This window comes from Streptomyces sp. NPDC003456, assembly GCF_042878735.1.
In the GTDB taxonomy this organism is placed as follows: Bacteria; Actinomycetota; Actinomycetes; order Streptomycetales; family Streptomycetaceae; genus Streptomyces.
Genome location: NZ_JBIAOK010000006.1, coordinates 596,443 through 618,512, shown reverse-complemented (window position 1 = coordinate 618,512; position 22,070 = coordinate 596,443). Strand labels below are relative to the sequence as shown.

At 71.1% G+C, this 22,070-nt stretch carries 19 protein-coding genes and 1 tRNA gene; 14 read left to right on the top strand and 6 right to left on the bottom strand.

The window, feature by feature from the left end; all coding sequences use genetic code 11:
- The first annotated feature begins 1 nt into the window (after nt 1).
- The 3 genes from hrpA to ACFYWG_RS27160 all read left to right on the top strand — a co-directional run bounded on the left by hrpA (nt 2) and on the right by ACFYWG_RS27160 (nt 4,619).
- On the top strand, nt 2-3,970 hold the full coding sequence (gene hrpA, locus ACFYWG_RS27170) for an ATP-dependent RNA helicase HrpA (protein ID WP_389203965.1): 3,969 nt from the start codon (nt 2-4) through the stop codon (nt 3,968-3,970).
- Between the two features lie 93 nt (nt 3,971-4,063).
- A tRNA-Asp gene (locus ACFYWG_RS27165) sits at nt 4,064-4,138 on the top strand.
- A 286-nt stretch (nt 4,139-4,424) separates the two neighbouring features.
- Entirely contained in the window at nt 4,425-4,619 is a 195-nt protein-coding gene (locus ACFYWG_RS27160) for a DUF6274 family protein (RefSeq protein ID WP_333931349.1), read from the top strand.
- Nucleotides 4,620-5,087: 468 nt separating this feature from the next.
- On the opposite strand, the gene bldC is transcribed toward ACFYWG_RS27160, so the two are convergent.
- Nucleotides 5,088-5,294 carry a developmental transcriptional regulator BldC gene (gene bldC / locus ACFYWG_RS27155; RefSeq protein WP_003949541.1) on the bottom strand — a complete coding sequence of 69 codons (207 nt, stop codon included), beginning with the start codon at nt 5,292-5,294 and terminating at the stop codon, nt 5,088-5,090.
- Between the two features lie 599 nt (nt 5,295-5,893).
- Nucleotides 5,894-6,739 carry a hypothetical protein gene (locus ACFYWG_RS27150; RefSeq protein ID WP_376325976.1) on the bottom strand — a complete coding sequence of 282 codons (846 nt, stop codon included), beginning with the start codon at nt 6,737-6,739 and terminating at the stop codon, nt 5,894-5,896.
- 220 nt (nt 6,740-6,959) lie between these two features.
- Here ACFYWG_RS27150 and ACFYWG_RS27145 point away from each other — a divergent pair, with 220 nt between their 5' ends.
- Together ACFYWG_RS27145 and ACFYWG_RS27140 are read left to right on the top strand one after the other, a co-directional pair.
- Nucleotides 6,960-8,066 carry a Leu/Phe/Val dehydrogenase gene (locus tag ACFYWG_RS27145; RefSeq protein WP_376325974.1) on the top strand — a complete coding sequence of 369 codons (1,107 nt, stop codon included), beginning with the start codon at nt 6,960-6,962 and terminating at the stop codon, nt 8,064-8,066.
- 307 nt (nt 8,067-8,373) lie between these two features.
- Nucleotides 8,374-8,622, top strand: coding sequence for a DUF3073 domain-containing protein (locus ACFYWG_RS27140; protein ID WP_376325972.1), 249 nt, complete (start codon nt 8,374-8,376; stop codon nt 8,620-8,622).
- An 81-nt stretch (nt 8,623-8,703) separates the two neighbouring features.
- On the opposite strand, the gene purM is transcribed toward ACFYWG_RS27140, so the two are convergent.
- The 4 genes from purM to ACFYWG_RS27120 all read right to left on the bottom strand — a co-directional run bounded on the left by purM (nt 8,704) and on the right by ACFYWG_RS27120 (nt 13,062).
- Entirely contained in the window at nt 8,704-9,783 is a 1,080-nt protein-coding gene (gene purM, locus ACFYWG_RS27135; RefSeq protein WP_376325970.1) for a phosphoribosylformylglycinamidine cyclo-ligase, read from the bottom strand.
- Between the two features lie 43 nt (nt 9,784-9,826).
- Nucleotides 9,827-11,356 (bottom strand): amidophosphoribosyltransferase, encoded by a 1,530-nt coding sequence (gene purF, locus ACFYWG_RS27130; protein WP_311688302.1) that lies wholly within the window; start codon nt 11,354-11,356, stop codon nt 9,827-9,829.
- A gap of 63 nt (nt 11,357-11,419) precedes the next feature.
- The gene (locus ACFYWG_RS27125; protein ID WP_385411409.1) at nt 11,420-12,193 is read right to left on the bottom strand and encodes an META domain-containing protein; all 774 of its coding nucleotides are present in this window, start codon (nt 12,191-12,193) and stop codon (nt 11,420-11,422) included.
- A gap of 71 nt (nt 12,194-12,264) precedes the next feature.
- Nucleotides 12,265-13,062 (bottom strand): sterol carrier family protein, encoded by a 798-nt coding sequence (locus ACFYWG_RS27120; protein WP_389203964.1) that lies wholly within the window; start codon nt 13,060-13,062, stop codon nt 12,265-12,267.
- A gap of 501 nt (nt 13,063-13,563) precedes the next feature.
- Here ACFYWG_RS27120 and ACFYWG_RS27115 point away from each other — a divergent pair.
- The 9 genes from ACFYWG_RS27115 (at nt 13,564) to ACFYWG_RS27075 (ending at nt 22,056) form a co-directional block, all read left to right on the top strand.
- Nucleotides 13,564-14,016: a hypothetical protein gene (locus tag ACFYWG_RS27115; protein ID WP_389203963.1), complete on the top strand. Its 453-nt coding sequence runs from the start codon at nt 13,564-13,566 to the stop codon at nt 14,014-14,016.
- A 120-nt stretch (nt 14,017-14,136) separates the two neighbouring features.
- Nucleotides 14,137-14,328, top strand: a complete 192-nt coding sequence (locus ACFYWG_RS27110) for a hypothetical protein (RefSeq protein WP_376325962.1) — start codon at nt 14,137-14,139, stop codon at nt 14,326-14,328.
- Between the two features lie 29 nt (nt 14,329-14,357).
- Entirely contained in the window at nt 14,358-14,549 is a 192-nt protein-coding gene (locus ACFYWG_RS27105) for a hypothetical protein (RefSeq protein ID WP_376325961.1), read from the top strand.
- A gap of 334 nt (nt 14,550-14,883) precedes the next feature.
- On the top strand, nt 14,884-16,608 hold the full coding sequence (locus ACFYWG_RS27100; protein ID WP_389203962.1) for an alpha/beta fold hydrolase: 1,725 nt from the start codon (nt 14,884-14,886) through the stop codon (nt 16,606-16,608).
- A 5-nt stretch (nt 16,609-16,613) separates the two neighbouring features.
- Entirely contained in the window at nt 16,614-17,192 is a 579-nt protein-coding gene (locus ACFYWG_RS27095) for a hypothetical protein (protein ID WP_383511526.1), read from the top strand.
- Nucleotides 17,193-17,253: 61 nt separating this feature from the next.
- On the top strand, nt 17,254-18,009 hold the full coding sequence (locus ACFYWG_RS27090; RefSeq protein WP_376325956.1) for a class I SAM-dependent methyltransferase: 756 nt from the start codon (nt 17,254-17,256) through the stop codon (nt 18,007-18,009).
- Nucleotides 18,006-19,733: an ABC transporter ATP-binding protein gene (locus ACFYWG_RS27085; RefSeq protein ID WP_383511523.1), complete on the top strand. Its 1,728-nt coding sequence runs from the start codon at nt 18,006-18,008 to the stop codon at nt 19,731-19,733. The genes ACFYWG_RS27090 and ACFYWG_RS27085 overlap by 4 nt, the downstream gene beginning before the upstream one ends.
- Nucleotides 19,730-21,214: a phytoene desaturase family protein gene (locus ACFYWG_RS27080; protein ID WP_383511521.1), complete on the top strand. Its 1,485-nt coding sequence runs from the start codon at nt 19,730-19,732 to the stop codon at nt 21,212-21,214. Before ACFYWG_RS27085 ends, ACFYWG_RS27080 begins: the two co-directional genes overlap by 4 nt.
- Nucleotides 21,211-22,056 carry a nuclear transport factor 2 family protein gene (locus ACFYWG_RS27075; RefSeq protein WP_383511519.1) on the top strand — a complete coding sequence of 282 codons (846 nt, stop codon included), beginning with the start codon at nt 21,211-21,213 and terminating at the stop codon, nt 22,054-22,056. The genes ACFYWG_RS27080 and ACFYWG_RS27075 overlap by 4 nt, the downstream gene beginning before the upstream one ends.
- The last annotated feature ends 14 nt before the right edge of the window (nt 22,057-22,070 follow it).

Below are 22,070 nucleotides of genomic sequence, written 5' to 3'. Positions count from 1 at the left end.
TATGTCTACGCACCCCGCCCCCGCCCTCGGCGCCCTCGCCCCCCGCCTGACCGAGCTGTCCCTGCGCGACGCGCACCGGCTCGGGCGGCGGCTCGAAGGCGCGCGCAAGATCCGTAAGCCGGAGGCCCGGGCCGCCGTTCTCGCCGAGATCGAGGCGGAGGTCGCCAAGGGCGAGCAGCGCATGGCGACCCGGCGCGCCCGTGTGCCGGAGATCACGTATCCCGAGCAGCTGCCCGTCAGCCAGAAGAAGGACGACATCGCGGCCGCCATCCGCGACCACCAAGTCGTGATCGTCGCCGGCGAGACCGGGTCCGGCAAGACCACGCAGATCCCCAAGATCTGCATGGAGCTCGGCCGGGGTGTGCGCGGCATGATCGGCCACACCCAGCCGCGCAGGATCGCCGCCCGGACCGTCGCCGAGCGCGTCGCCGAGGAGCTGAACACCCCCCTCGGCGAGACCGTCGGCTGGAAGGTGCGGTTCACCGACCAGGTCGACCCCGAGGCCACCTTCGTCAAGCTGATGACGGACGGCATCCTGCTCGCCGAGATCCAGACCGACCGCGAGCTGCGCGCCTACGACACGATCATCATCGACGAGGCCCACGAGCGGTCCCTCAACATCGACTTCCTGCTCGGCTACCTCGCCCAGCTGCTGCCCAGGCGTCCCGATCTCAAGGTCGTCATCACCTCGGCGACGATCGACCCGGAGCGCTTCTCGCGGCACTTCGGCGACGCCCCGATCATCGAGGTCAGCGGCCGTACGTACCCGGTCGAGGTGCGCTACCGCCCGCTCCTGGAGGAGGACGGCGACGACGCCGACCGCGACCAGATCACCGCGATCATCGACGCCGTCGAGGAACTGCAGAAGGAGGGGCAGGGCGACATCCTGGTCTTCCTCTCCGGCGAACGCGAGATCCGCGACACCGCCGACGCCCTCACCAAGAAGAACTACCGCTTCACGGAGATCCTGCCGCTCTACGCCCGGCTCTCCCACGCCGAGCAGCACCGCGTCTTCCAGCCGCACACCGGCCGCCGGATCGTTCTCGCCACCAACGTCGCCGAGACGTCCCTGACCGTCCCGGGCATCAAGTACGTCATCGACCCCGGCTTCGCCCGCATCTCGCGCTACAGCCACCGCACCAAGGTGCAGCGCCTGCCGATCGAGCCGGTCTCGCAGGCCAGCGCCAACCAGCGCAAGGGCCGCTGCGGCCGTACCTCCGACGGCATCTGCATCCGCCTCTACAGCGAGGACGACTTCGACGCCCGCCCGGAGTTCACGGACGCGGAGATCCTCCGGACGAACCTGGCCTCCGTCATCCTGCAGATGACCGCGGCCGGCCTCGGCGACATCGAGAAGTTCCCCTTCATCGACCCGCCGGACCACCGCAACATCCGCGACGGCGTGCAGCTCCTCCAGGAGCTGGGCGCCCTCGACCCGGCGCAGAAGGACCCCCGCAAGCGGCTCACCGACACCGGCCGCAAGCTCGCCCAGCTGCCCGTCGACCCGCGCCTGGCCCGCATGGTCCTGGAGGCGGACAAGAACGGCTGCGTGCGCGAGGTCATGGTCATAGCCGCCGCGCTGTCCATCCAGGACCCGCGCGAACGCCCCGCCGACAAGCAGACCCAGGCCGACCAGCAGCACGCCCGCTTCCGGGACGAGACCAGCGACTTCCTGGCCTACCTCAACCTCTGGCGCTACCTGCGCGAGCAGCAGAAGGAGCGCGGCTCGTCCTCCTTCCGCCGGATGTGCAAGCAGGAGTACCTGAACTTCCTTCGCATCCGTGAATGGCAGGACATCTACACGCAGGTGCGCACGGTCGCCAAGCAGATGGGCATCCACCTCAACGAGGACGACGCCCCGGCCGACCGCATCCACGTCTCCCTCCTCGCGGGCCTGCTGTCCCACATCGGCATGAAGGACGTGAAGGACGCCGGAGGGGAGGGCGGGAGAGGCACGGCGAAGAACGAGTACCTGGGCGCCCGCAACGCCAAGTTCGCGATCTTCCCCGGCTCGGCCCTCTTCAAGAAGCCCCCGCGGTTCGTGATGTCCGCCGAACTCGTCGAGACCTCCCGCCTGTGGGCCCGGGTCAACGCGAAGATCGAGCCGGAGTGGGTCGAGCCCCTCGCCCAGCACCTGATCAAGCGCACCTACAGCGAGCCGCACTGGGAGAAGGACCAGGCGGCCGTGATGGCGTACGAGAAGGTCACGCTGTACGGCGTGCCCGTCGTGGCGCAGCGGAAGATCAACTACGGGCGGATCGACCCGGAGGCCAGCCGCGAGCTGTTCATCCGCAACGCGCTCGTCGAGGGCGACTGGCGCACGCACCACAAGTTCTTCTCGGACAACCGCCGGCTCCTCACCGAGGTCGAGGAGCTGGAGCACCGCGCCCGGCGCCGCGACATCCTGGTCGACGACGAGACGCTGTTCGACTTCTACGACCGGCGCATCCCCGAACACGTCGTCTCCGGCGCGCACTTCGACTCCTGGTGGAAGCGCAAGCGGCACGAGCAGCCCGACTTCCTCGACTTCGAGCGCGAGATGCTCATCAACGAGAAGGCGGGCGAGGTCACCAAGGCCGACTACCCCGACTCGTGGCGCCAGGGGAACCTCAAGTTCCGGGTGACGTACCAGTTCGAGCCGGGCGCGGACGCCGACGGCGTGACCGTCCACATCCCGCTGCAGGTGCTCAACCAGGTCACCGACGAGGGCTTCGACTGGCAGATCCCGGGCCTGCGCGAAGAACTGGTCACGGAACTGATCCGCTCCCTGCCCAAGCCCGTCCGCCGCAACTACGTACCCGCGCCGAACTACGCCAAGGCGTTCCTCGACAAGGCGGTGCCGCTGCAGGAGCCGCTGACCACGACCATGGCCCGCGAGCTCAGGCTCATGGTCGGCGTCCCCTTCGAGCCGGCCGACTTCGACTGGTCCAAGGTCCCCGACCACCTCCGCATCACGTTCCGGATCGTCGACGAGCGGCGCCGCAAGCTGGCCGAGGACAAGGACCTGGAGTCGCTGAGGCTCCGGCTGAAGCCGAAGGCGCGCAAGGCCCTCTCGCAGGCCGCGGCGGCCACGGCCGAGCGGCAGGGCGGCGAGTCCCTGGAGCGCACGGACCTCACCGACTGGACGATCGGCACGCTCACCCGCGTCTTCGAGACCCGCCGGGCCGGTCAGCCGGTGAAGGCCTACCCGGCGCTGGTCGACGACGGCGACACGGTCTCGGTCCGCCTCTTCGACACCGAGGCCGAGCAGGCCGAGGCCATGTGGAAGGGCACGCGCCGGCTGATCCTGCGCACCATCCCGGTCAACCCGGCGAAGTTCGCGTCCGAGAAGCTGACGAACGCGCAGAAGCTGGCCCTGTCCGCCAACCCGCACGGCACGATCCAGGCCCTGTTCGACGACTGCGCCATGGCGGCCGCCGACAAGCTGATCGGCGACTTCGGCGGACCGGCGTGGGACGAGGAGTCCTACCGCAAGCTGTACGACAAGGTGCGTGCCGAGATCGTCGACGCGACGGTCCGCACGGTGGGTCAGGTGCAGCAGGTCCTCGCCGCCTGGCAGGCCTGCGAACGCCGTCTGAAGGCCGTGCGCAGCCCCGCGCTGCTGCCGAACCTCCAGGACGTCCGCAAGCAGCTGGACGCGCTCGTGAAGCCCGGCTTCGTGACGGAGGCGGGTCTGCGCAGGCTGCCGGATCTGATGCGCTATCTGGTGGCCGCCGACCGGCGTCTGCAGCAGATGCCGACCAACGTCCAGCGCGACACCACGCGCATGGAGAAGGTCCACGAGATGCAGGACGAGTACGCCTGGCTCCTGGAGCAGATGCCGCAGGGCCGGCCGGTCCCGTCGTCGGTGCGGGACATCCGCTGGATGATCGAGGAGCTGAGGGTCAGCTACTTCGCCCACGCGCTGGGCACGGCGTACCCCGTCTCGGACAAGCGGATCGTGAAGGCGATCGACGCGGCGGTGCCGTAAGGGCGTGCACACGCTGGGTGAGTTCGACCCGGGGCCCACCCTCCTGTACAGTCTCTTCTCGCAGCGCACCGCACGAATCGCGCAGCGAAACCAGGTCCTGTGGAGCAGTTTGGAGTGCTCGCCACCCTGTCAAGGTGGAGGCCGCGGGTTCAAATCCCGTCAGGACCGCAGCAGAAAGGCCCGGATCCACGGATCCGGGCCTTTCGGCGTCCCGGCCCCGCGCCGGCAGACCGCGGCCGCGCCCCCGCGGCAGAACCGAGCCGGGCGGCCGACGCCCCGTCATCTCGCCCCGCGTCTTCGGGCCTTCCGGCTCCCCCACCCCCCTGGCCTCCTCAGAGGCGTGCTCCAGCCGTCGAGGGCTCCGCACGGGCGCCTCGCGCCGTCTTGACGGTCCCTCAATCGGTCGGTACCCCAGAACCAGGGCCGTTCCCCGTACGGTCCCCGGAGGTGGCGTATGGCGGCATCGGCTAGGCACGAGACGCGGGCGCTGCTCCGCGCACACCTGGCGGCCGCGTCGTCGTACCGGCATCTCACCCGGCACTGCCCGATCTGCCATCGCCTGCTGCGGCTGGCGATGGAGTCCGCCCCCCGCGCCGCCGCCGAGGCCGAGCCGCCGGCCCGGGAGGACGAGTCCCCCGCTCCCGCCTGACCCGCGCCCCAACACCCGTACGGGCGGGGGGTGCTGGAAGCGGACGCCCTTCTACCGCACCGGGAGGCACACCGACAAGCCGGGCGGTATGTGACGGGAGTCACCGCATGTTCCAGGAGAAGTGCGGTACTTACACCCCTCCTACAACGGGTCAATTTAATATGTGCAATTGCACCCGTCATGAGGCCCCTGCCCGGGAGGGTCCCGCACGCGCACGCCGCCCGTCCCCCAGACTCCGACAAGGGCGCGCACCGGCAGGCCGGCGGACCGGCACGAGGGCACAAAAAAGATCGCGCTGGACCCGGCGGAGTCCAGCGCGATCGACGACGCACCCTGTCATATGCCTGGAACGCTCTGACTGGCGTGGGCGTGGGGGCTGTTGGGGCAGCACCCCGCGTCGTGTGGAGCTGTGGGCCCGGACGTCACGGTCGGTTGGGGGACGGACCGATTCGACCGGTATTCAGTTGTTCAGGCCTCGCTGCGCTGCTGCGGGATGCCCGCGAGCAGAGCGCGGACCTCGGCCTCGCGGTAGCGCCGATGCCCGCCGAGCGTGCGGATCGACGTGAGCTTGCCGGCCTTCGCCCACCGCGTGACCGTCTTGGGGTCGACACGGAACATGGTGGCGACCTCAGCCGGGGTCAGCAGCGGCTCGGCATCAGGGGTGCGAGCGGTCATGAGCGGCCTCCTCGGGAGAACCGAACCTTCTCGGTTCTTTCCTCTAAATTCTGCACCTTGACCCGCGTTGCCCGAAATGGCGGACGCGAGTCGAGTCGGTTATAGGACGAACGGCTTGTCCTCGGCACTACAACTACACCATCTGTCCAGCCGCGTCGGCCAAACCGATGGAATTGCCCCTCCAGGTGTTCATCAGCGACGGAAGCCGATGGACCATGCCATAGCGGACAGTCACACCGCTGTGACGATCAGTCACGCGGTGATCAAGGAAGGCACCAGACCCCCCAAAGCGTGCAATGCTGAGATTCCGCCCATAGTGCAGCACTACAGGACGGAGGAGCCCTCCCCGGACTCCTTGTCCTATTTTGGCATGAGGAGGGGCAAGCGGCGCAAGGGCCTCGTACGTGCAGTCCGTCACGCTTGGCCTACTTGCGAACTCTGCCCGGATCGGGCCCTACGTCCCTTGTTGACGCCGCCTCAGGAAACTCTCGGCCCGCTTCAGGAACTCGGTGCGAGGACGAAACCCCAAATCGGGCGGTTCGTCAAACGTCAGTTCGTGACCGAACACGAGCGGTGCGTGCCGACGGCGAGGTCAGGGGTCAGTTGGCGGACCGCAGATCACGTACGGAACGCCACCGCTCCACGAGCCGCGCGTACGCCTCACCGGCGGCCGTGCCGTCGCCCCGGCGCAGCGCCGCGATGCCCTCGGCCACGTCCGCCGCGGAGTGGTCCTCCTCCAGGGCGCCGGCCGGCAGCGCGTGCACCAGGCCGCCGTAGTCCAGTTCCACCAGCGAACGCGGGTGGAACTCCTCCAGCCACCGCCCGACGTCCACCAGCCCGTCGATCAGCGGCCCCTCGTCCATCGCCTCGCGCAGAGCGCGCAGCCCCCGGGCCACGCGCCGCCGGGCCTGGACCATGGGGGTGCGGTAGCGCAGGACGGGCGGACTGCCGGCCGAGGCGCCCTGGTCGTACTCCCGCTCCTCGTCGGAGACCAGCACGAACCAGTTGATCGGCACCTGCCAGGTCGCCGTGCGGATCCACGGGCGGGCGTCCGGGTGCTCGGTCAGCCAGCGCTCGTAGTCCTGGGCCGCCTGGTCGCGCAGGAGGGGCGGCAGGACCGCGTCCAGAACCGGCGGCGGCAGCTCGCCGGAGAGGTCGTCCAGCGCCTGCCAGCCGCGCAGCCGGGTGCGCCAGGGGCAGACGCAGACCACCCCGTCGACGTCGAGGACGAAGGCGTCCTCGCTCTCGTGCACCGGCACCGGCACCGGCGGGGTGGGCGCCAAGTCGGCCAGCGCGCGGCGCAGTTCGTCCTGGTAGGAGGGGCGGTCGCCGCGCCGGGCGTAGCGCGCCCAGTGGCTGCGCTCGGGCTCGGGGAAGGCGGCCAGCGGCTCGTACACGCGCAGATAGGTCGCGTACGGGACGATCACCGAGGTCACCTTGGGCACGCCTGCTCCCTCCCCCGCGCGCCGCCGCGAAAACCTGCCGGACCGTTCGCGGTCGCACGGGAAATACCTGCAAATCGTCGCACGGTGTACTCCGCTCGGAGGTGATCCTGGGCACGGTGCCTCCGACGGCGCCGCCAGGCTCTAATCTCATGCTCAACAGTCCCCGCCACCCGCACGGGGGCCGCCTCCACCCGCCGCAACTTACTCAGGAGTCACCACAGTGACCGACGTAACCGGCGCACCTGCTGATGTCCTGCACACCCTGTTCCACTCGGACCAGGGAGGACATGAGCAAGTCGTGCTCTGCCAGGACCGCGCGAGCGGCCTCAAGGCCGTCATCGCCCTGCACTCCACCGCCCTGGGCCCCGCGCTCGGCGGTACGCGCTTCTACCCCTACGCCAACGAGGCCGAGGCCGTGGCCGACGCGCTGAACCTCGCCCGGGGGATGTCGTACAAGAACGCCATGGCCGGACTCGACCACGGCGGCGGCAAGGCCGTGATCATCGGTGACCCGGAGAAGATCAAGACCGAGGAGCTGCTCCTCGCCTACGGCCGGTTCGTGGCCTCGCTCGGCGGCCGGTACGTGACCGCCTGCGACGTCGGCACCTACGTCGCCGACATGGACGTCGTGGCGCGCGAGTGCCGCTGGACGACGGGCCGCTCGCCGGAGAACGGCGGCGCGGGCGACTCCTCCGTCCTCACCGCCTTCGGCGTCTACCAGGGCATGCGCGCCTCCGCGCAGCACCTGTGGGGCGACCCCTCGCTGCGCGGCCGGAAGGTCGGCATCGCCGGCGTCGGCAAGGTCGGCCACCACCTGGTGGAGCACCTGCGGGCCGAGGGCGCCGAGGTCGTCATCACGGACGTGCGCGAGGACGCCGTGGGCCGCATCCTCGCCGCCCACCCGACGGGCGTCACGGCCGTGGCCGACACCGCCACCCTGATCCGCGTCGAGGGCCTGGACATCTACGCCCCCTGCGCGCTCGGCGGCGCCCTGAACGACGACACCGTGCCCGCGCTCACCGCCCGGGTGGTCTGCGGCGCGGCCAACAACCAGCTCGCCCACCCGGGTGTGGAGAAGGACCTCGCCGACCGCGGGATCCTCTACGCCCCGGACTACGTGGTGAACGCGGGCGGCGTCATCCAGGTCGCCGACGAGCTGCACGGCTTCGACTTCGACCGGTGCAAGGCGAAGGCGGCGAAGATCTTCGACACCACGCTGGCCATATTCGCACGTGCGAAGGAAGATGGCATCCCGCCGGCCGCCGCGGCCGACCGGATCGCCGAGCAGCGCATGCAGGACGCCGCCGCGGCACGCCGGGCCGGCTGACCCGTCCCGGCACCCGGAGTCTCGTACGTTTGACCGGTACCCGCCGGGGGGCAGTTAGAGAGAACTCTCACTTCTCCCGGCGGGTCGACCGCCGATAAGTGGTTAAAATCGCGGTTGACCAGCGAGGACGGGGCGCCTCGAAGGTCCTGGGCGCGGGCACGTCATGCGGGCGACGTACCGTATGGGCGCGGGCTCAGGTACCGTGGAAGCCCTACGGACCGGTCTCTCTGCGGAGAGTCCGTGCCGGACCATGAACGCGTGTCAAGACTCTGGGGCCGTCGAGCCCCGTCGTTGAGGGGGTCGAGCCATGGGGCGCGGCCGGGCCAAGGCCAAGCAGACGAAGGTCGCCCGCCAGCTGAAGTACAACAGCGGTGGGACTGACCTCTCACGCCTGGCCGAGGAGCTGGGTGCATCGCCTTCGAATCCGCAGCCGCCTAACGGCGAGCCGTTCGAAGACGATGATGACGACGACCTGTACGCACGGTACGCCGACCTCTACGAGGACGACGACGAGGACGAGGACGGCCAGTCCCCGCAGCATCGTCGCGGCGCTTGACCTTGCACTGAGCACTTACCCGGTCGGTGACCGTCGGTCACCGACCGGGTTCTGTGCTGCGTGCGGGTGAGGACCCGTGCCTCAGCTCGCGTAGTCACCGATCAGGGCGGCACCCGTGGGGTGCTCGCCCCGTTCCGTGATCTCTCCGGCGACCCAGGCGTCCACGCCGCGGTCGGCCAGGGTGGCCAGGGCCACGTCCACAGACTCCTGGGGCACGATCGCGATCATGCCCACGCCCATGTTGAGCGTCTTCTCCAGCTCCAGGCGCTCGACCCGGCCGGTCCGGCCGACGAGGTCGAAGATCGGCGCCGGGGTCCAGGTGGAACGGTCGACGATCGCGTGCAGCTCGTCGGGGACGACGCGGGCCAGGTTGGCTGCGAGCCCACCACCGGTGACGTGGCTGAAGGCGTGCACCTCGGTGGTGCGCATCAGGGCCAGGCAGTCCAGCGAGTAGATCTTCGTCGGCTCCAGCAGCTCCTCGCCGAGGGTGCGGCCGAGCTCCTCGATGTGCGCGTCCAGCGCGAGGCCCGCCTGGTTGAGCAGGACGTGCCGGACGAGGGAGTACCCGTTGGAGTGGAGACCGGAGGACGCCATGGCGATCACCGCGTCACCCGAACGGATGCGATCCGCGCCGAGCAGCCGGTCGGCCTCCACGACGCCCGTGCCGGCGCCGGCGACGTCGAAGTCGTCCTCGCCCAGCAGGCCCGGGTGCTCGGCCGTCTCGCCGCCGACCAGGGCGCACCCGGCCAGCACACAGCCCTCGGCGATGCCCTTGACGATCGCGGCGACCCGCTCGGGGTGGACCTTGCCGACGCAGATGTAGTCGGTCATGAACAGCGGCTCGGCGCCGCACACCACGATGTCGTCCATGACCATCGCGACCAGGTCGTGGCCGATGGTGTCGTAGATGCCGAGCTGCCGGGCGATGTCGACCTTGGTGCCGACGCCGTCCGTGGCGGAGGCGAGCAGCGGGCGCTCGTAGTTCTTCAGTGCGGAGGCGTCGAAGAGGCCGGCGAAACCGCCGAGGCCGCCGAGGACCTCGGGGCGCTGCGCCTTCTTCACCCACTCCTTCATCAGCTCGACGGCGTGGTCGCCGGCTTCGATGTCGACGCCCGCGGCTGCGTAGCTGGCGCCGCCTTCGGCAAGGGGTTTCTCGGACATGGCTGGGAGAACCTTCGTGTCGTACGGCGGGTGTTACGGGCCTCTACGGGCGGCGGATCGCGTCGGCTGCGGCCGTGGCGGCCGGGCCGGCGGCCAGCTCCGTCTCCAGCAGCTGCTTGCCGAGCAGCTCCGGGTCGGGCAGCTCCATCGGGTACTCGCCGTCGAAGCAGGCACGGCACAGGTTCGGCTTGGCGATGGTGGTCGCCTCGATCATGCCGTCGATGGAGATGTAGGCCAGGGAGTCGGCGCCCAGCGAGGTGCCGATCTCGTCGATCGTCATGCCGTTGGCGATGAGCTCGGCGCGGGTGGCGAAGTCGATGCCGAAGAAGCAGGGCCACTTCACGGGCGGCGAGGAGATCCGGATGTGGACCTCGGCGGCGCCCGCCTCGCGGAGCATGCGGACCAGGGCCCGCTGGGTGTTGCCGCGCACGATCGAGTCGTCGACGACGACCAGGCGCTTGCCCTTGATGACTTCCTTCAGCGGGTTCAGCTTCAGGCGGATGCCCAGCTGGCGGATGGTCTGCGAGGGCTGGATGAAGGTCCGGCCGACGTAGGCGTTCTTCACCAGGCCGGCGCCGAACGGGATGCCGGAGGCCTCCGCGTAGCCGATCGCGGCGGGCGTGCCGGACTCCGGGGTCGCTATGACCAGGTCGGCCTCGACCGGAGCCTCCTTCGCCAGCTTGCGGCCCATCTCCACGCGGGAGAGGTACACGTTCCGGCCGGCGATGTCGGTGTCCGGGCGGGCGAGGTAGACGTACTCGAAGACGCAGCCCTTGGGCTTCGCTTCCGCGAACCGGGAGGTGCGCAGGCCGTTCTCGTCGATGGCGACGAACTCGCCCGGCTCGATCTCGCGGACGTAGCTGGCGCCGCAGATGTCGAGGGCCGCGGACTCGGAGGCGACCACCCAGCCGCGCTCCAGCCGGCCCAGCACCAGCGGGCGGATGCCCTGCGGGTCGCGGGCCGCGTACAGGGTGTGCTCGTCCATGAAGACGAGGGAGAAGGCGCCCCGGACCTGCGGGAGGACGCTGTGCGCGGCCTCCTCGATGGTCAGCGGCTTGCCGTCCTCGTCCGTCTGGGCCGCGAGGAGCGCGGTGAGCAGGTCGGTGTCGTTGGTCGCCGCGACGCGCGGGGTCCGCCCGCCCTCCTGCTTGGGCAGGTCGGCGACCATCTCGGCGAGTTGGGCGGTGTTGACGAGGTTGCCGTTGTGGCCGAGCGCGATGGAGCCGTGCCCGGTGGCACGGAACGTCGGCTGGGCGTTCTCCCAGACGGAGGCACCGGTGGTCGAGTAGCGGGCGTGTCCGACCGCGATGTGACCCTGGAGCGAACCGAGGGAGGTCTCGTCGAAGACCTGGGAGACCAGGCCCATGTCCTTGAAGACGAGGATCTGTGAGCCGTTGCTGACCGCGATACCCGCGGATTCCTGGCCTCGATGCTGGAGGGCGTAGAGCCCGAAGTACGTGAGCTTGGCGACCTCTTCGCCCGGAGCCCAGACACCGAAGACGCCACAAGCGTCCTGGGGGCCCTTCTCGCCGGGGAGCAGGTCGTGGTTGAGTCGTCCGTCACCACGTGGCACGCCACCGAGTGTAGGCGAGGTCCACCGTTGGTCCGAATTGGGGATACCGGACTTTTCCCCGCCTCACCGCGCGGCGACGGCCCGCACCTCGGTGCCGTTCTCGCTGGTCAGCGTGAGGGTTTGCCGATCGACCGCGTACTCGAGCTTCGTCTCGAAAAGGCGCAGCAGGGTCTTCTCGCCGGTCATGAGTGAGTCTTCGCACATCATTCGGGTGGTGGCGGGGCGGCCCAGGGTGATATGGCCGTCGCGGACAGTGGCCTCGGCCTCGACCTTGTTGCAGCCGAGGCTGCCGGAGACGGTGCCCTTCTTCCCGTCGAAGCTGAGGTGGGCGCGGCCCTCGAGGTCGGGGTCGGTGACGTTCCACCGAGTGCCGGCCAGCGGGGCGTCCTTCGCCTTGGTCAGGCGCACGGTCTCCCCCTCGCCGGTGGTGAGGGTGAGCCGGCCGGCGCCGGCCTTCGCCGTCAGCTCCTGTCCGGACAGGGCGCGGGCCAGCGTCGCCTCGAAGGCCATGGGCTCGTCCGCACAGGCCATCTCGGTGGACATGGTCCTGCCGAGGCGGACGCGGTCGCCGTCGACGTCGGCCTCGGCGCTGAAGGTGTTGCAGCCGAAACTGCCTTCGGCGCGGCCCTTGTCGATGGTCACGTGGGCGCCGGCGGGGGCCTCGTGGGTCCGGCCGGCCGCGGTGACGCTGTCCACGCTCCACCGCACCCCGGTGACCTGCTGCCCGGTACCGGCCGAGGCGCTGCCGCCGTCCGTCTTCTCGCTGCCGCACGCCGCCAGGAGCGGGACGAGCATGGCGGCGGCCGTCAGGGTCATGCGCTGCTTCTGCTGGTCCATGCCACTCCGACGGAACACCCGGGGGGATCGGTTCCCCTGGTGCGGGCGGAGGCGTCCGGCGCGGCCGGGCGTCACCCCATGATCGGCAGGTGGGGCGACAGGTCGGCGCGCTCCCCGCCGGCGCTGACCTGCGCGTCCCGCAGCGCCTGCGCCCAGTCCAGCCGTCCGGTCGCGAGCCGGATCCAGGTCAGCGGGTCCGTCTCGACGACGTTGGGCGGGGTGCCCCGGGTGTGCCTCGGGCCCTCCACGCACTGCACCACCGCGAAGGGCGGCACCCGCACCTCCGTCGAGCCGCCCGGGGCCTTGACGGCGAGGGCGTCGGCCAGCAGGCGCGTGCAGGCGGCCAGGGCCTGGCGCTCGACGGGGATGTCCAGGCCGGGGACGGCCGCGTTCAGGTCGTCGGTGTGGACGACGAGTTCGACCGTGCGCGTGACCAGGTGGTCGGCGAGGGTCATGGCACCGGTCCGCGTGGCCAGGACACGGCTGCCGGGGGCGTCCGCGAGCCGGTGCGCCAGGCGCTCGGCGGTCTCGGCGTACAGCGCGCCGAGATCCGGGTGGGCCGCGGCGAGCCGCCGGGTGCCGTCGTCGATGTCGGCGGCCCGGGCGGCGGTGGCGGCGGGCCAGTCGAGCAGGGCCAGTTCCGGGCGGGCGGGTTCCTCGCGGTCGAGACTGCGGCTGACGGTCTCCACGGCCATGGCCACGTGGGCCGCCAGCTCCCTCACGGTCCAGTCGCCGAGCCGGGTCGGCCGTGCGAGCTGCTCCGGCGTCAGGCTCCCGACGGCCTGCCGCACGTGGCCGAACTGGCCGAGCACGGCTGCGCGGATCTTGGCGGGGTCGTAGCTACGGGTGCGCTTCCTGGCCTGGGGCATGACGGCAGCCTAGGGGACAAGTGGAGCACTCTATTCGGAATGTGTACTTCCAATTCATCAGAACCCACACAGGAACCGCTCATTCCGCCGCTGCGATAACGCCATTGACCCAAAACCGCCCATCACGGGGGCAGGGAAAAAGGTCGGCCGAGATGCCGGGTTTGTACTGTTGCGTGGTGTGCGGTCGTGGGTTAGCCCGAGGGTCCGCATCGGGCGTTACGGATGGTAACCCTGTCCCAAATGAGGGGCAAGAGACAGCAAAATCCAGACAAAGAGCGTCAATGGACCACTGTCCGTCATGCATGACAGGACCATTTCCCCGGGATGGCCGGATCATTGTGTAAACGGAATCTTTCGCCGGATCGGCCTTGCTCCGCAGTTCTTCCTGTCCAAGGATTGTCTGGAGCGTCGACGCACCGGGCGAATGCGAATGGGTGCGCATTTCATGCAGCGGTATTCGCCGGCAGCCCGATTCTTGTTTTTCCGCACTGGGGGTCACGGATGAAAAAGCGGCCGGTTCTCCGCGTCTTTTCGGCAACAGCCGCTGTCTGCGCGCTGGCAGGGGCGGCGAGCCCCGCGGCCGCCGGAAGCAGCGGCGGCACCGGCGGCACCGCCGTGGAGTGGTCGGCCGCCCACGGCACCTCCGCGGCCGCCGGCACGCGGTGGACCGAGCCGAGCGGGACCGGACTCGGCTCCGCGCTCGTCGTCCGGGGAGAACTGCGCACCTCCGGGGCGGAGTGCTTCTCCGTCTGGGTGCGGTGGACGTACGACTTCGTCCCGGGGCCGCAGCGCAGGCACGCCACGCAGTGCGGTCCGGGCGCGGCCCCCGTGGACGTCCGGCTCGATCCGTACCGGCCGACGACGACGGGGCGGTTGACCGTGTGCCGCGGGACGGCGGACACGAGCGACTGCGGCCCTGCCGTTTCGCTCACCTCCTGGCCCGTGCGCGGCTGACCACCGAAGCGGACCCCCCACAGACTTGCCCGGCGGTGCACGCCGGGCGGGCCCGGGTGCCTTGATCGATCCGGGGCGCAGCACCACACAAGGAGCAAGGAAGAGACAGGAGACAAGCAAGTGGAGCAGAAGATATCTGCCTTCATGAACGAGCTGGACCTCGGTCCGCTCGAGGGCGGTTTCCAGGACGAGTCGGGCCTGCAGGTCCTGGCCACCCCCGCTGCCGTGGCCACCTGCTGGTACGTCGCCGGTGGCGTCGCCGGCGCCGGTGCCGTGGTCGGCGCCTATGTGGCCGGCCGCAACGAAGGCTGACGCACCACCACCCCCCACAAGGAGATGGAATGAGCAAGATCGTTGAGAGCGTCGCCGCCGTCACGCCGGCCGAGCTGACGGACGAGACGCACGGAGAGCTCGGCGCGATGATGCCGGTCCAGGCGACGCCGGGTCTGGTCGCCTTCGGTGTCGGCTTCGCCGGTGGCGCCGGCGTGGCCTGGGTGACCGTCCAGGCGTACGAAGCGGGCGCCAACGACTGACCGGACGCCCCGACTGAGCTCCACCTGCTGAGCGGTACCGCGGGCTTGTGAAAGCTCCGCAGCGGGAGGCGCCAGGAGGCTGTCGGGCCGCGCCGGAATCGCGGCCCGACAGCCTTGCCACCCTACTGGCGGCAGGTTCAACACAAAGGAAAAGCCGGGTATGATGCGAATAAAGAAGATGGCCTCTGCGCTCTTCTCACCCGTCCCCGTGGCGCGGGACCGCGCAATAGGAATTTCCGAGCGACTTGCCGCTCTTTCCAGCCTCTCTTCCTCTCTGGAATATCTCCACCAGCACCGTAATCTCGGTCCGGGCGGTCTCAATGACTGGGAGATCATGAAGCAGACGCCGGAAAGCAGGATTCCGGCCGTGCAGAAGATCACCGACCTGGTGAGCGGAAGACGAACGACCCTGGCCCTGCACGCCACCCGGGTCGCGTGCAGCGCGGCCATGCTGCTCCCCGGGAACAGCCGCTGGCGGGCGGCGGGCGACCTCTACCTCGCCGCCACCACCACACTGCTGCAGGCCCGCCACCGCTACGGCACGGACGGATCGGACCAGGTCGCCACCCAGGTGCAGGCGGTCGACGGACTCGCCCGGCTGGCGCCCGGCCCGCAGGTCAAGGACGCCCTGATGTGGTACCTCGCGCTGCAGGCGACCATGTCGTACGCGGCGTCCGGGTGGGCCAAGCTGGCGGGCACCAAGTGGCGGGACGGCTCCGCCCTGCCGGGCGTGATGCGGACCCGCACCTACGGATTCGAGCCGGTCTACCGGCTGACCCGGCGTCACCCCCGGGCCAGCAAGGCCGTCCAGCACTCCGTCCTGGCGATGGAGTGCCTCTTCCCCGTGGTCTACCTGGCCGGCGGCCGGCTGACCCGGCCGATGATCGCCTCGGCGGCCGGATTCCACGTGGCCAACGCGTTCGTCATGGGACTGGGCCGGTTCATGACCGCGTTCCCCGCCATGCACCCCATGATCGCCTACACGACCGCACCGCGGACCCTGCCCGCGGTCGCCGGCCGTGACGACCGGATGGTCAAGACCGCTCTGGTCCTGCTGGCCGGAGGGGTCACCGCCGCCGGGGTGCTGGCCACCCAGCGGCGCGCCCGGGCCGTGGCCGGCTGGCCGAAGTCCCGTACCGTGACGACCCGGTGCGGCAACGTGCTGACGTACGACGTCGGCGGGCGTGACCACGCCGACCGGCCGATCCTCGTCTTCAACCATGGGCTCGCCTCCACCCCCGAGCACTTCGCGTGGATGATCGAGCGGCTCGCCTTCGACCTCGGGTATCCGGTGGTGAGCTTCGCCCGGGCCGGCTACGGCCCGAGCCGCCGGGTGCGCACCGCGCCGTACACGCTGCAGGAGTCCGTCGACGACCTGGTGGACCTCGTCCGGGAAGCCCTGCCGGACGATCGCCGGATCGTGCTCGTCGGCCACTCCCTGGGCGCCGAGTTCAACCGGCGGGCCGTGCCGCAGCTCGGCGACCGCGTGGCGGGCGTCGTCCACCTGGACCCCTCGCACCCCGCCCAGCTCGTGCGGTCGGACAAGCAGCGCAAGGGCATGGAGCTGTTCACCGACTCCACCAGGGACATGGCGCGGTGGACGCGGGCCGGCTTCGGCGCGCTGATGACGCGTCCCCGGTGGGTCGACGAACTCCCCTACCCCTACCGGGAGAAGGTCTTCTCCCTCTACACCGACGCGCGGCTGTGGGCGGCGGCGGCCCGGGAGTGGGACGTGGTCCGTGAGGAGTTCAGCCGCTTCGAGGGAGAGCTGGAACCCGTACCCGCCCCGGGCCTGGTGGTCGCCGCCCAGCTGACGGTGGACGTCGATCCGGAGCAGCTGCTGATGTACCACGACCTCGTCCGCACGCATCAGGCCGCCGGACGGCCGGGGGACGTCACCGTCGTCGAGCGGGCCGGGCACGACACGATCCTCACCAACGCCCGCTTCGCGCGGACCGCCGCGGACCGCCTGGCCGCGTTCGTGGAGCAGCACTGCACGCCGTCCGCCCCGCAGACCGACGCGGCCCCCGCACGGGAAGCCGCCGGGAAAGGCGAATGAGACACGTGAACCCCACCGCACTCCTCAAGGACGCCTTCACCGGCCCCGGCGCCGTCACCCGCCTGGCGGGCGCCGCGCTCCTCGTGACGACGCTGGCCGCGCAGCATCCGCATCCCGCCTTCGAACGCGCGCGGGCGAAGGACCTGTTCTCCCTGATCCCGAACTGGAAGTTCTTCGCGCCCAACCCCGCGACGCACGACTACCACTACCTGTACCGCACCCTCGACGAGAACCGTGAGACCTCCGCGTGGGTGGAGCTCGACCTGATCCAGCACCGCAGGATGAGCCAGGCCTTCTGGTTCGCCTCCCGGCGGTCGGAGAAGGCCGTCTTCGACATCTGCACCGCCATCATCAAGAGCATCGCCAAGGGCGAGGACCCCACGGACTCACCGGGCTTCCGGGTCCTCGCCGAGTTCGTCCGCCGGCAGATCAGGGACTCCGCGCGGGTGTCCCAGGTGCGCGGCTTCCAGTTCGCCGTGGTGCGTGCCGCCGGTCACGACGACGCCGAGGACCCCGAAGTCCTCTACGTCTCCACCTACCAGGCGATGAGCCCGGCCTCCCCCGGCTTCCTGAAGGCGGCCTGAGAGCCGGCACCCGACGGGGCTCCACGCCGGCACCGGACCCCAGCAACGAAACGGAGAACCAGTGACGATCGCGGACATCGGCTACGGCAAGCAGTTCGAAGGCTGGTACGACCGCGTCTTCCGGGACGACGCGTCCACCCGGGCCGCCGTCGAGGCACTCACCCGATTCCACCCCGATCCTTCCTGGGGCACGCTGGAGTTCGGTGTCGGCACCGGCCGGATCGCCCTGCCCCTGTCGCACCGCGTGGGACCGGTGCACGGCGTGGACTCCTCACCCGAGATGCTCGCCTCCCTGGAGAAGAAGGCCGACGAGGGCCGGGTCACGGCCGAACTCGGCGACATCCGCACCTACGCGGCGGACAGGCAGTACGGCCTGGTCTACTGCGTGTGCTCCACGCTGGCGCTGGTGCTCGACCCGGAGGAGCAGCGCGCCACCGTCGCCCGGGCCGCCCGGCTGCTGCGTCCCGGCGGCCGGCTGGTGATCGAGACGCACAACCGGCCGGGCATCGTCGCCCAGCACGAGGGCATGACCCGCACGACGTTCTTCGCGCCGTACCCGGAGCCCGACACCGGCATCCAGATGCACGCCACCCTCCTGATGGAGCAGCGGATCTGGCAGGTGTCGACGGTGTGGTTCGAAGCCGACGGCACCCATCGCATCGGCTCCGAGACCGCGCGCCTGCTGACCCCCGACGAGGTCGACGGCTACGCGAGGGACGCCGGGCTGGAGCCCGAGGGGCGCCACAGCGACTGGCAGGGCACCGCGTACGTCCCCGCGGCCGGCCTGTTCGTCACCACCTACACCAAGCCGGCATGAACCTCCGGGACATCGTCCGCCGCCACCGGACCCTCCTGATCACCGGCATCGGCCTGGGCCTGGCCGGGGCGGCGGCCACGCTCGCACAGCCCTGGATGCTGGGCCGGCTGATCGAGGCCGTGTCACGGGACGAGCCGATCGCCTGGCCCCTCACCCTCATCGCGCTGTTCTTCCTGGCCGACGCCGCACTGAGCGCGGGGCACTCCTACGCCATCGGCCGCGCCGGCGAGGGCATCGTGTACGACACCCGGCGCGTCCTGGGAGGCCGGCTGCTGCGCAGCCGGATAGCGGACTTCTCCCGGCTGCAGCTCGGCGACGTCTTCGCCCGCACCGTGTCGGACACGTCCATCGCGTGCCTGGTCATCGCCCAGGCGCTGGCGCAGATGGTGACCTCCGTGTTCATGGTGGCCGGCAGCCTGGTGCTGATGGCCAGGCTGGACTGGAAGCTGCTGCTGACCACGGTCGGCTGCCTCGGCCTGGCCAGCGCGGTGGCGCTGCTGCTGGCCCGCCGGGTGCGCCGGGCCGCCCTGCAGAACCGCACCGACGTCGGCGCGTTCGGCTCCGGCCTGCAGCGGGTGCTCGGTGCCCTCACCACGGTCAAGGCGTCGCGTGCCGAGGAACGGGAGACGCAGGAGCTGGCCGCCCTGGCCGGCCGGGCCCGGCGTACGGGCGTCCGCGTCACGGCGTACGGGTCGCTGCTGACGCCGACGATGAACGTGGGCACCCAGCTCTCGCTCGCCGTCGTCATCTCCTGGGGGATGGCCCGCGTCGCCACGGGCTCGCTGTCCCCCGCCGACCTGACGTCGTTCGTCATGTACCTCTTCTATCTGGTGTCGCCGCTGGTCCTGCTGTTCATGTCGATCAGCCAGGTCCAGCAGGGCCGCGCCGCCGTCCAGCGCGTGACGGAGCTCGGGGCGATCCCCCAGGAGGAAGACGAGACGGCGCCGGGCGAACCGCGCGGGTCCGGCGTCCCGGCCGACGCGCCGGCGGTCCGCTTCGACCACGTGGGCTTCTCCTACCAGAAGGACGCACCCGTGCTCCGGGACGTCTCCTTCGTGACGCCCGAGCGCGGTCTGACCGCCATCGTCGGCCCGTCGGGTGCCGGGAAGACGACGGCGTTCCAGCTCATCGAGCGTTTCCACCTCCCCGACTCGGGCACGATCCGGGTCGCGGGCCAGGACGTGACGCGGCTGCCGCTGACCGAACTGCGCTCCCTGGTCGGGTACGTGGAACAGGACGCGCCTCTCCTGCGCGGAACGATCCGGGAGAATCTGACCTATGCGAACCCGAGCGCCGACGACGCCGAGATCGCCCGCGCGCTGCGCCTCGCCCATCTCGAGGACTTCGTGGCCGCGCTGCCCGAGGGGCTGGACACCGAACTCGGGGAACGCGGGGCGGGGTTGTCCGGCGGTCAGCGCCAGCGCCTGGCCATCGCCCGCACGATGCTGCAGCGACCGGCGGTGATCCTCCTGGACGAGGTCACCGCGCACCTGGACAGCGACACCGAGGCGGCTTTGCGGGGCGCCATCACGGAGGCGGCGCGGGAATGCGCCGTGCTGGCCATCGCCCACCGGCTGTCCACCATCGTGCAGGCGGACCGCATCATCGTGATGGAGGAGGGCCGGGTCCGGGCGGTCGGCACGCACCGCCGGCTGATGCAGGACGACGAGGTGTACCGGCGGCTCGCGCTCCAGCAGTTCGCGGCCGAAGAGGCGGTGGCATGACCCGGGTCGACGTCGCCGTGGTGGGCAGCGGACCGAACGGCCTGGCCGCCGCGGTCACCATGGCCCGCGCGGGTCTGACGGTGCACGTCCACGAGCAGGCGCCGACACCGGGCGGCGGCCTGCGCGGCGAAGCGCTCTTCGACCCGCGCGTCCGGCACGACCTCTGCGCCGCCGTGCACCCGATGGCCGCCGCGTCCGCGTTCTTCCGGGAGTTCGACCTCGCGGCCCGCGGCGTCAGGCTGCTGCACCCCCCGCTCCCCTACGCCCACCCGCTGGACGGCGGCAGGGCGGCGGTCGCCCACCGGGACGTCGGGACGACGGCCGACCGGCTCGGCCCGGACGGGCGGCGCTGGCACCGGCTGATGGCACCCCTGGTGCGGCACAGCCGCGGCGTCACCGACTTCCTGCTCTCCGGGCAGCGCTCCCTGCCCCGCGACCTGTCGGCGCCGCTGCTGCTCGCACCCCGGTTGCTCGACCAGCTCCTGCGCGGCGGCGGGCTGCGCACGGACGCGGCGCGCGCGCTGCTCACCGGGGTGGCGGCGCACGCGGTGGGCCGGCTGCCCAGCCTGCCCTCCGGTGCCATCGCCCTGCTGCTGGGGCACCTGGCGCACAGCACCGGCTGGCCCTTGCCGGAAGGCGGCAGCAGCCGGATCGCCGAGGCCCTGGCCGACGACCTCACCGCGCACGGCGGAGTGCTGCACGTCGGCCACCGGATCTCCCACCTGGCCGAACCGGACGCCCGGGTGGTCATGCTCGACACCGCCCCCACCGGTCTGCTCGCGCTGGGCGGCGACCGCCTGCCGCCCCGGTACGCGCGAGCCCTGCGCCGGTTCCGCTACGGCCCCGGCGCTGCCAAGGCCGACTTCCTGGTGAGTGAGCCCATCCCCTGGGCCGATCCGGAGGTGGGCCGGGCGGGCACCGTCCACCTGGGCGGCACGCGCGCCGAGACGGTCGCGGCGGAGAACGCCGCCGTGCGCGGAGACGCCGTCGAGGACCCGTTCGTGCTGGTCGTCGACCCCGCCGTGACCGACCCCACCCGCGCGGTGGACGGCCGCCGCCCCGTGTGGGCCTACGCCCACGTGCCGAACGGGGACACACGGGACCCGGTCCCCCTCATCACCCGCCGCATCGAGCGGTACGCGCCCGGATTCACCGACACGATCGTCGCCGCCCGCGGTGTACCGGCCGCCGACTACGAGGCGTACAACCCGAACTACCCCGGCGGTGACATCGGGGCGGGGGCCCTCACCCTGACCCAGTCCCTGTTCCGGCCCCGGCCGGCCTGGAATCCGTACCGCACCCCCCTGCCCGGTGTGTACCTGTGCTCCGCGTCGACCCCGCCCGGCCCCAGCGTGCACGGCATGTGCGGGTACCTGGCGGCGCGGGCGGCCCTCCGCGACGAGTTCCACATCAGCACGGCGCCGTCCCTGCGTCCGAAGGACGGCGTTCCCCCCACCGAGACACACAGGAGAGCGTCATGAGCACCACCGACCGCCCCACCGCCGCGGAGGACTTCGCCGGGTACCTCCGGGCCTACTACGCCGACGCCTTCGACGGAACGGAGCCGGTCGAGGAGGTCTGGGACCGCTACCACCTGCCCGAGGGAAGCCTGCGGGTCAACGGCGAGGTCTGGGACCGCAAGAAGATCCTCGGCGAGGCCCGCTCCCGGCGTTCGCTGCGGGCACCCCACGAGCTGCACGTCCACGAGGTCGTCGCCGAGGGCCGCCGGGCCGCCGCCCGGTACACGGTGAGCACGCCGATGCTGTGGAAGGTGCAGAGCGTCACCGAGGCCGCGGTCCTGGCGGAGATGGGGGAGGACGGGCGGGTGGCCCGGATGACCGCCTTCTTCTCCAGCGGGCTCGGCTGGTCGAGCGGCGCCGCACCCTACGACAGCGGCGTCCGCCCGGCCCCGGGCACCGCTCCGGCCCCGGCGGCCGCTCCCGGGACCGAGCCCACCCCCGCCCAGGACCCGGCCCACTACCTGCGCGCCTACTACGCCGCCGGATACGACCCCGCGGTCCCGGTCGCCGAGGCCCACGACCGCTTCCACACCCCGGACGCGGTGCACCAGGTCGGCGGCAAGGTGATGCAGCGCAGTGGCGTGCTGAAGGCCCTGGAGGACGGACGCAGGCGCGGGCACCGCTACCCGGTGGACGTCCGGGAGACCCTGCGGGAGGGCGACCGCTTCGCGGCGCACTACCTCACCAGCAGGGACGGGAACCCGGACAAGCTCCAGGAGGTGCTGGCCTTCGGCGAGTTCGCGCCGGACGGCCGCGTCCGCGTCGCCCGCTTCGCCCTCCAGCCCGGCCACGGAGCGGCCTAGCGGCCGGAGCGGAA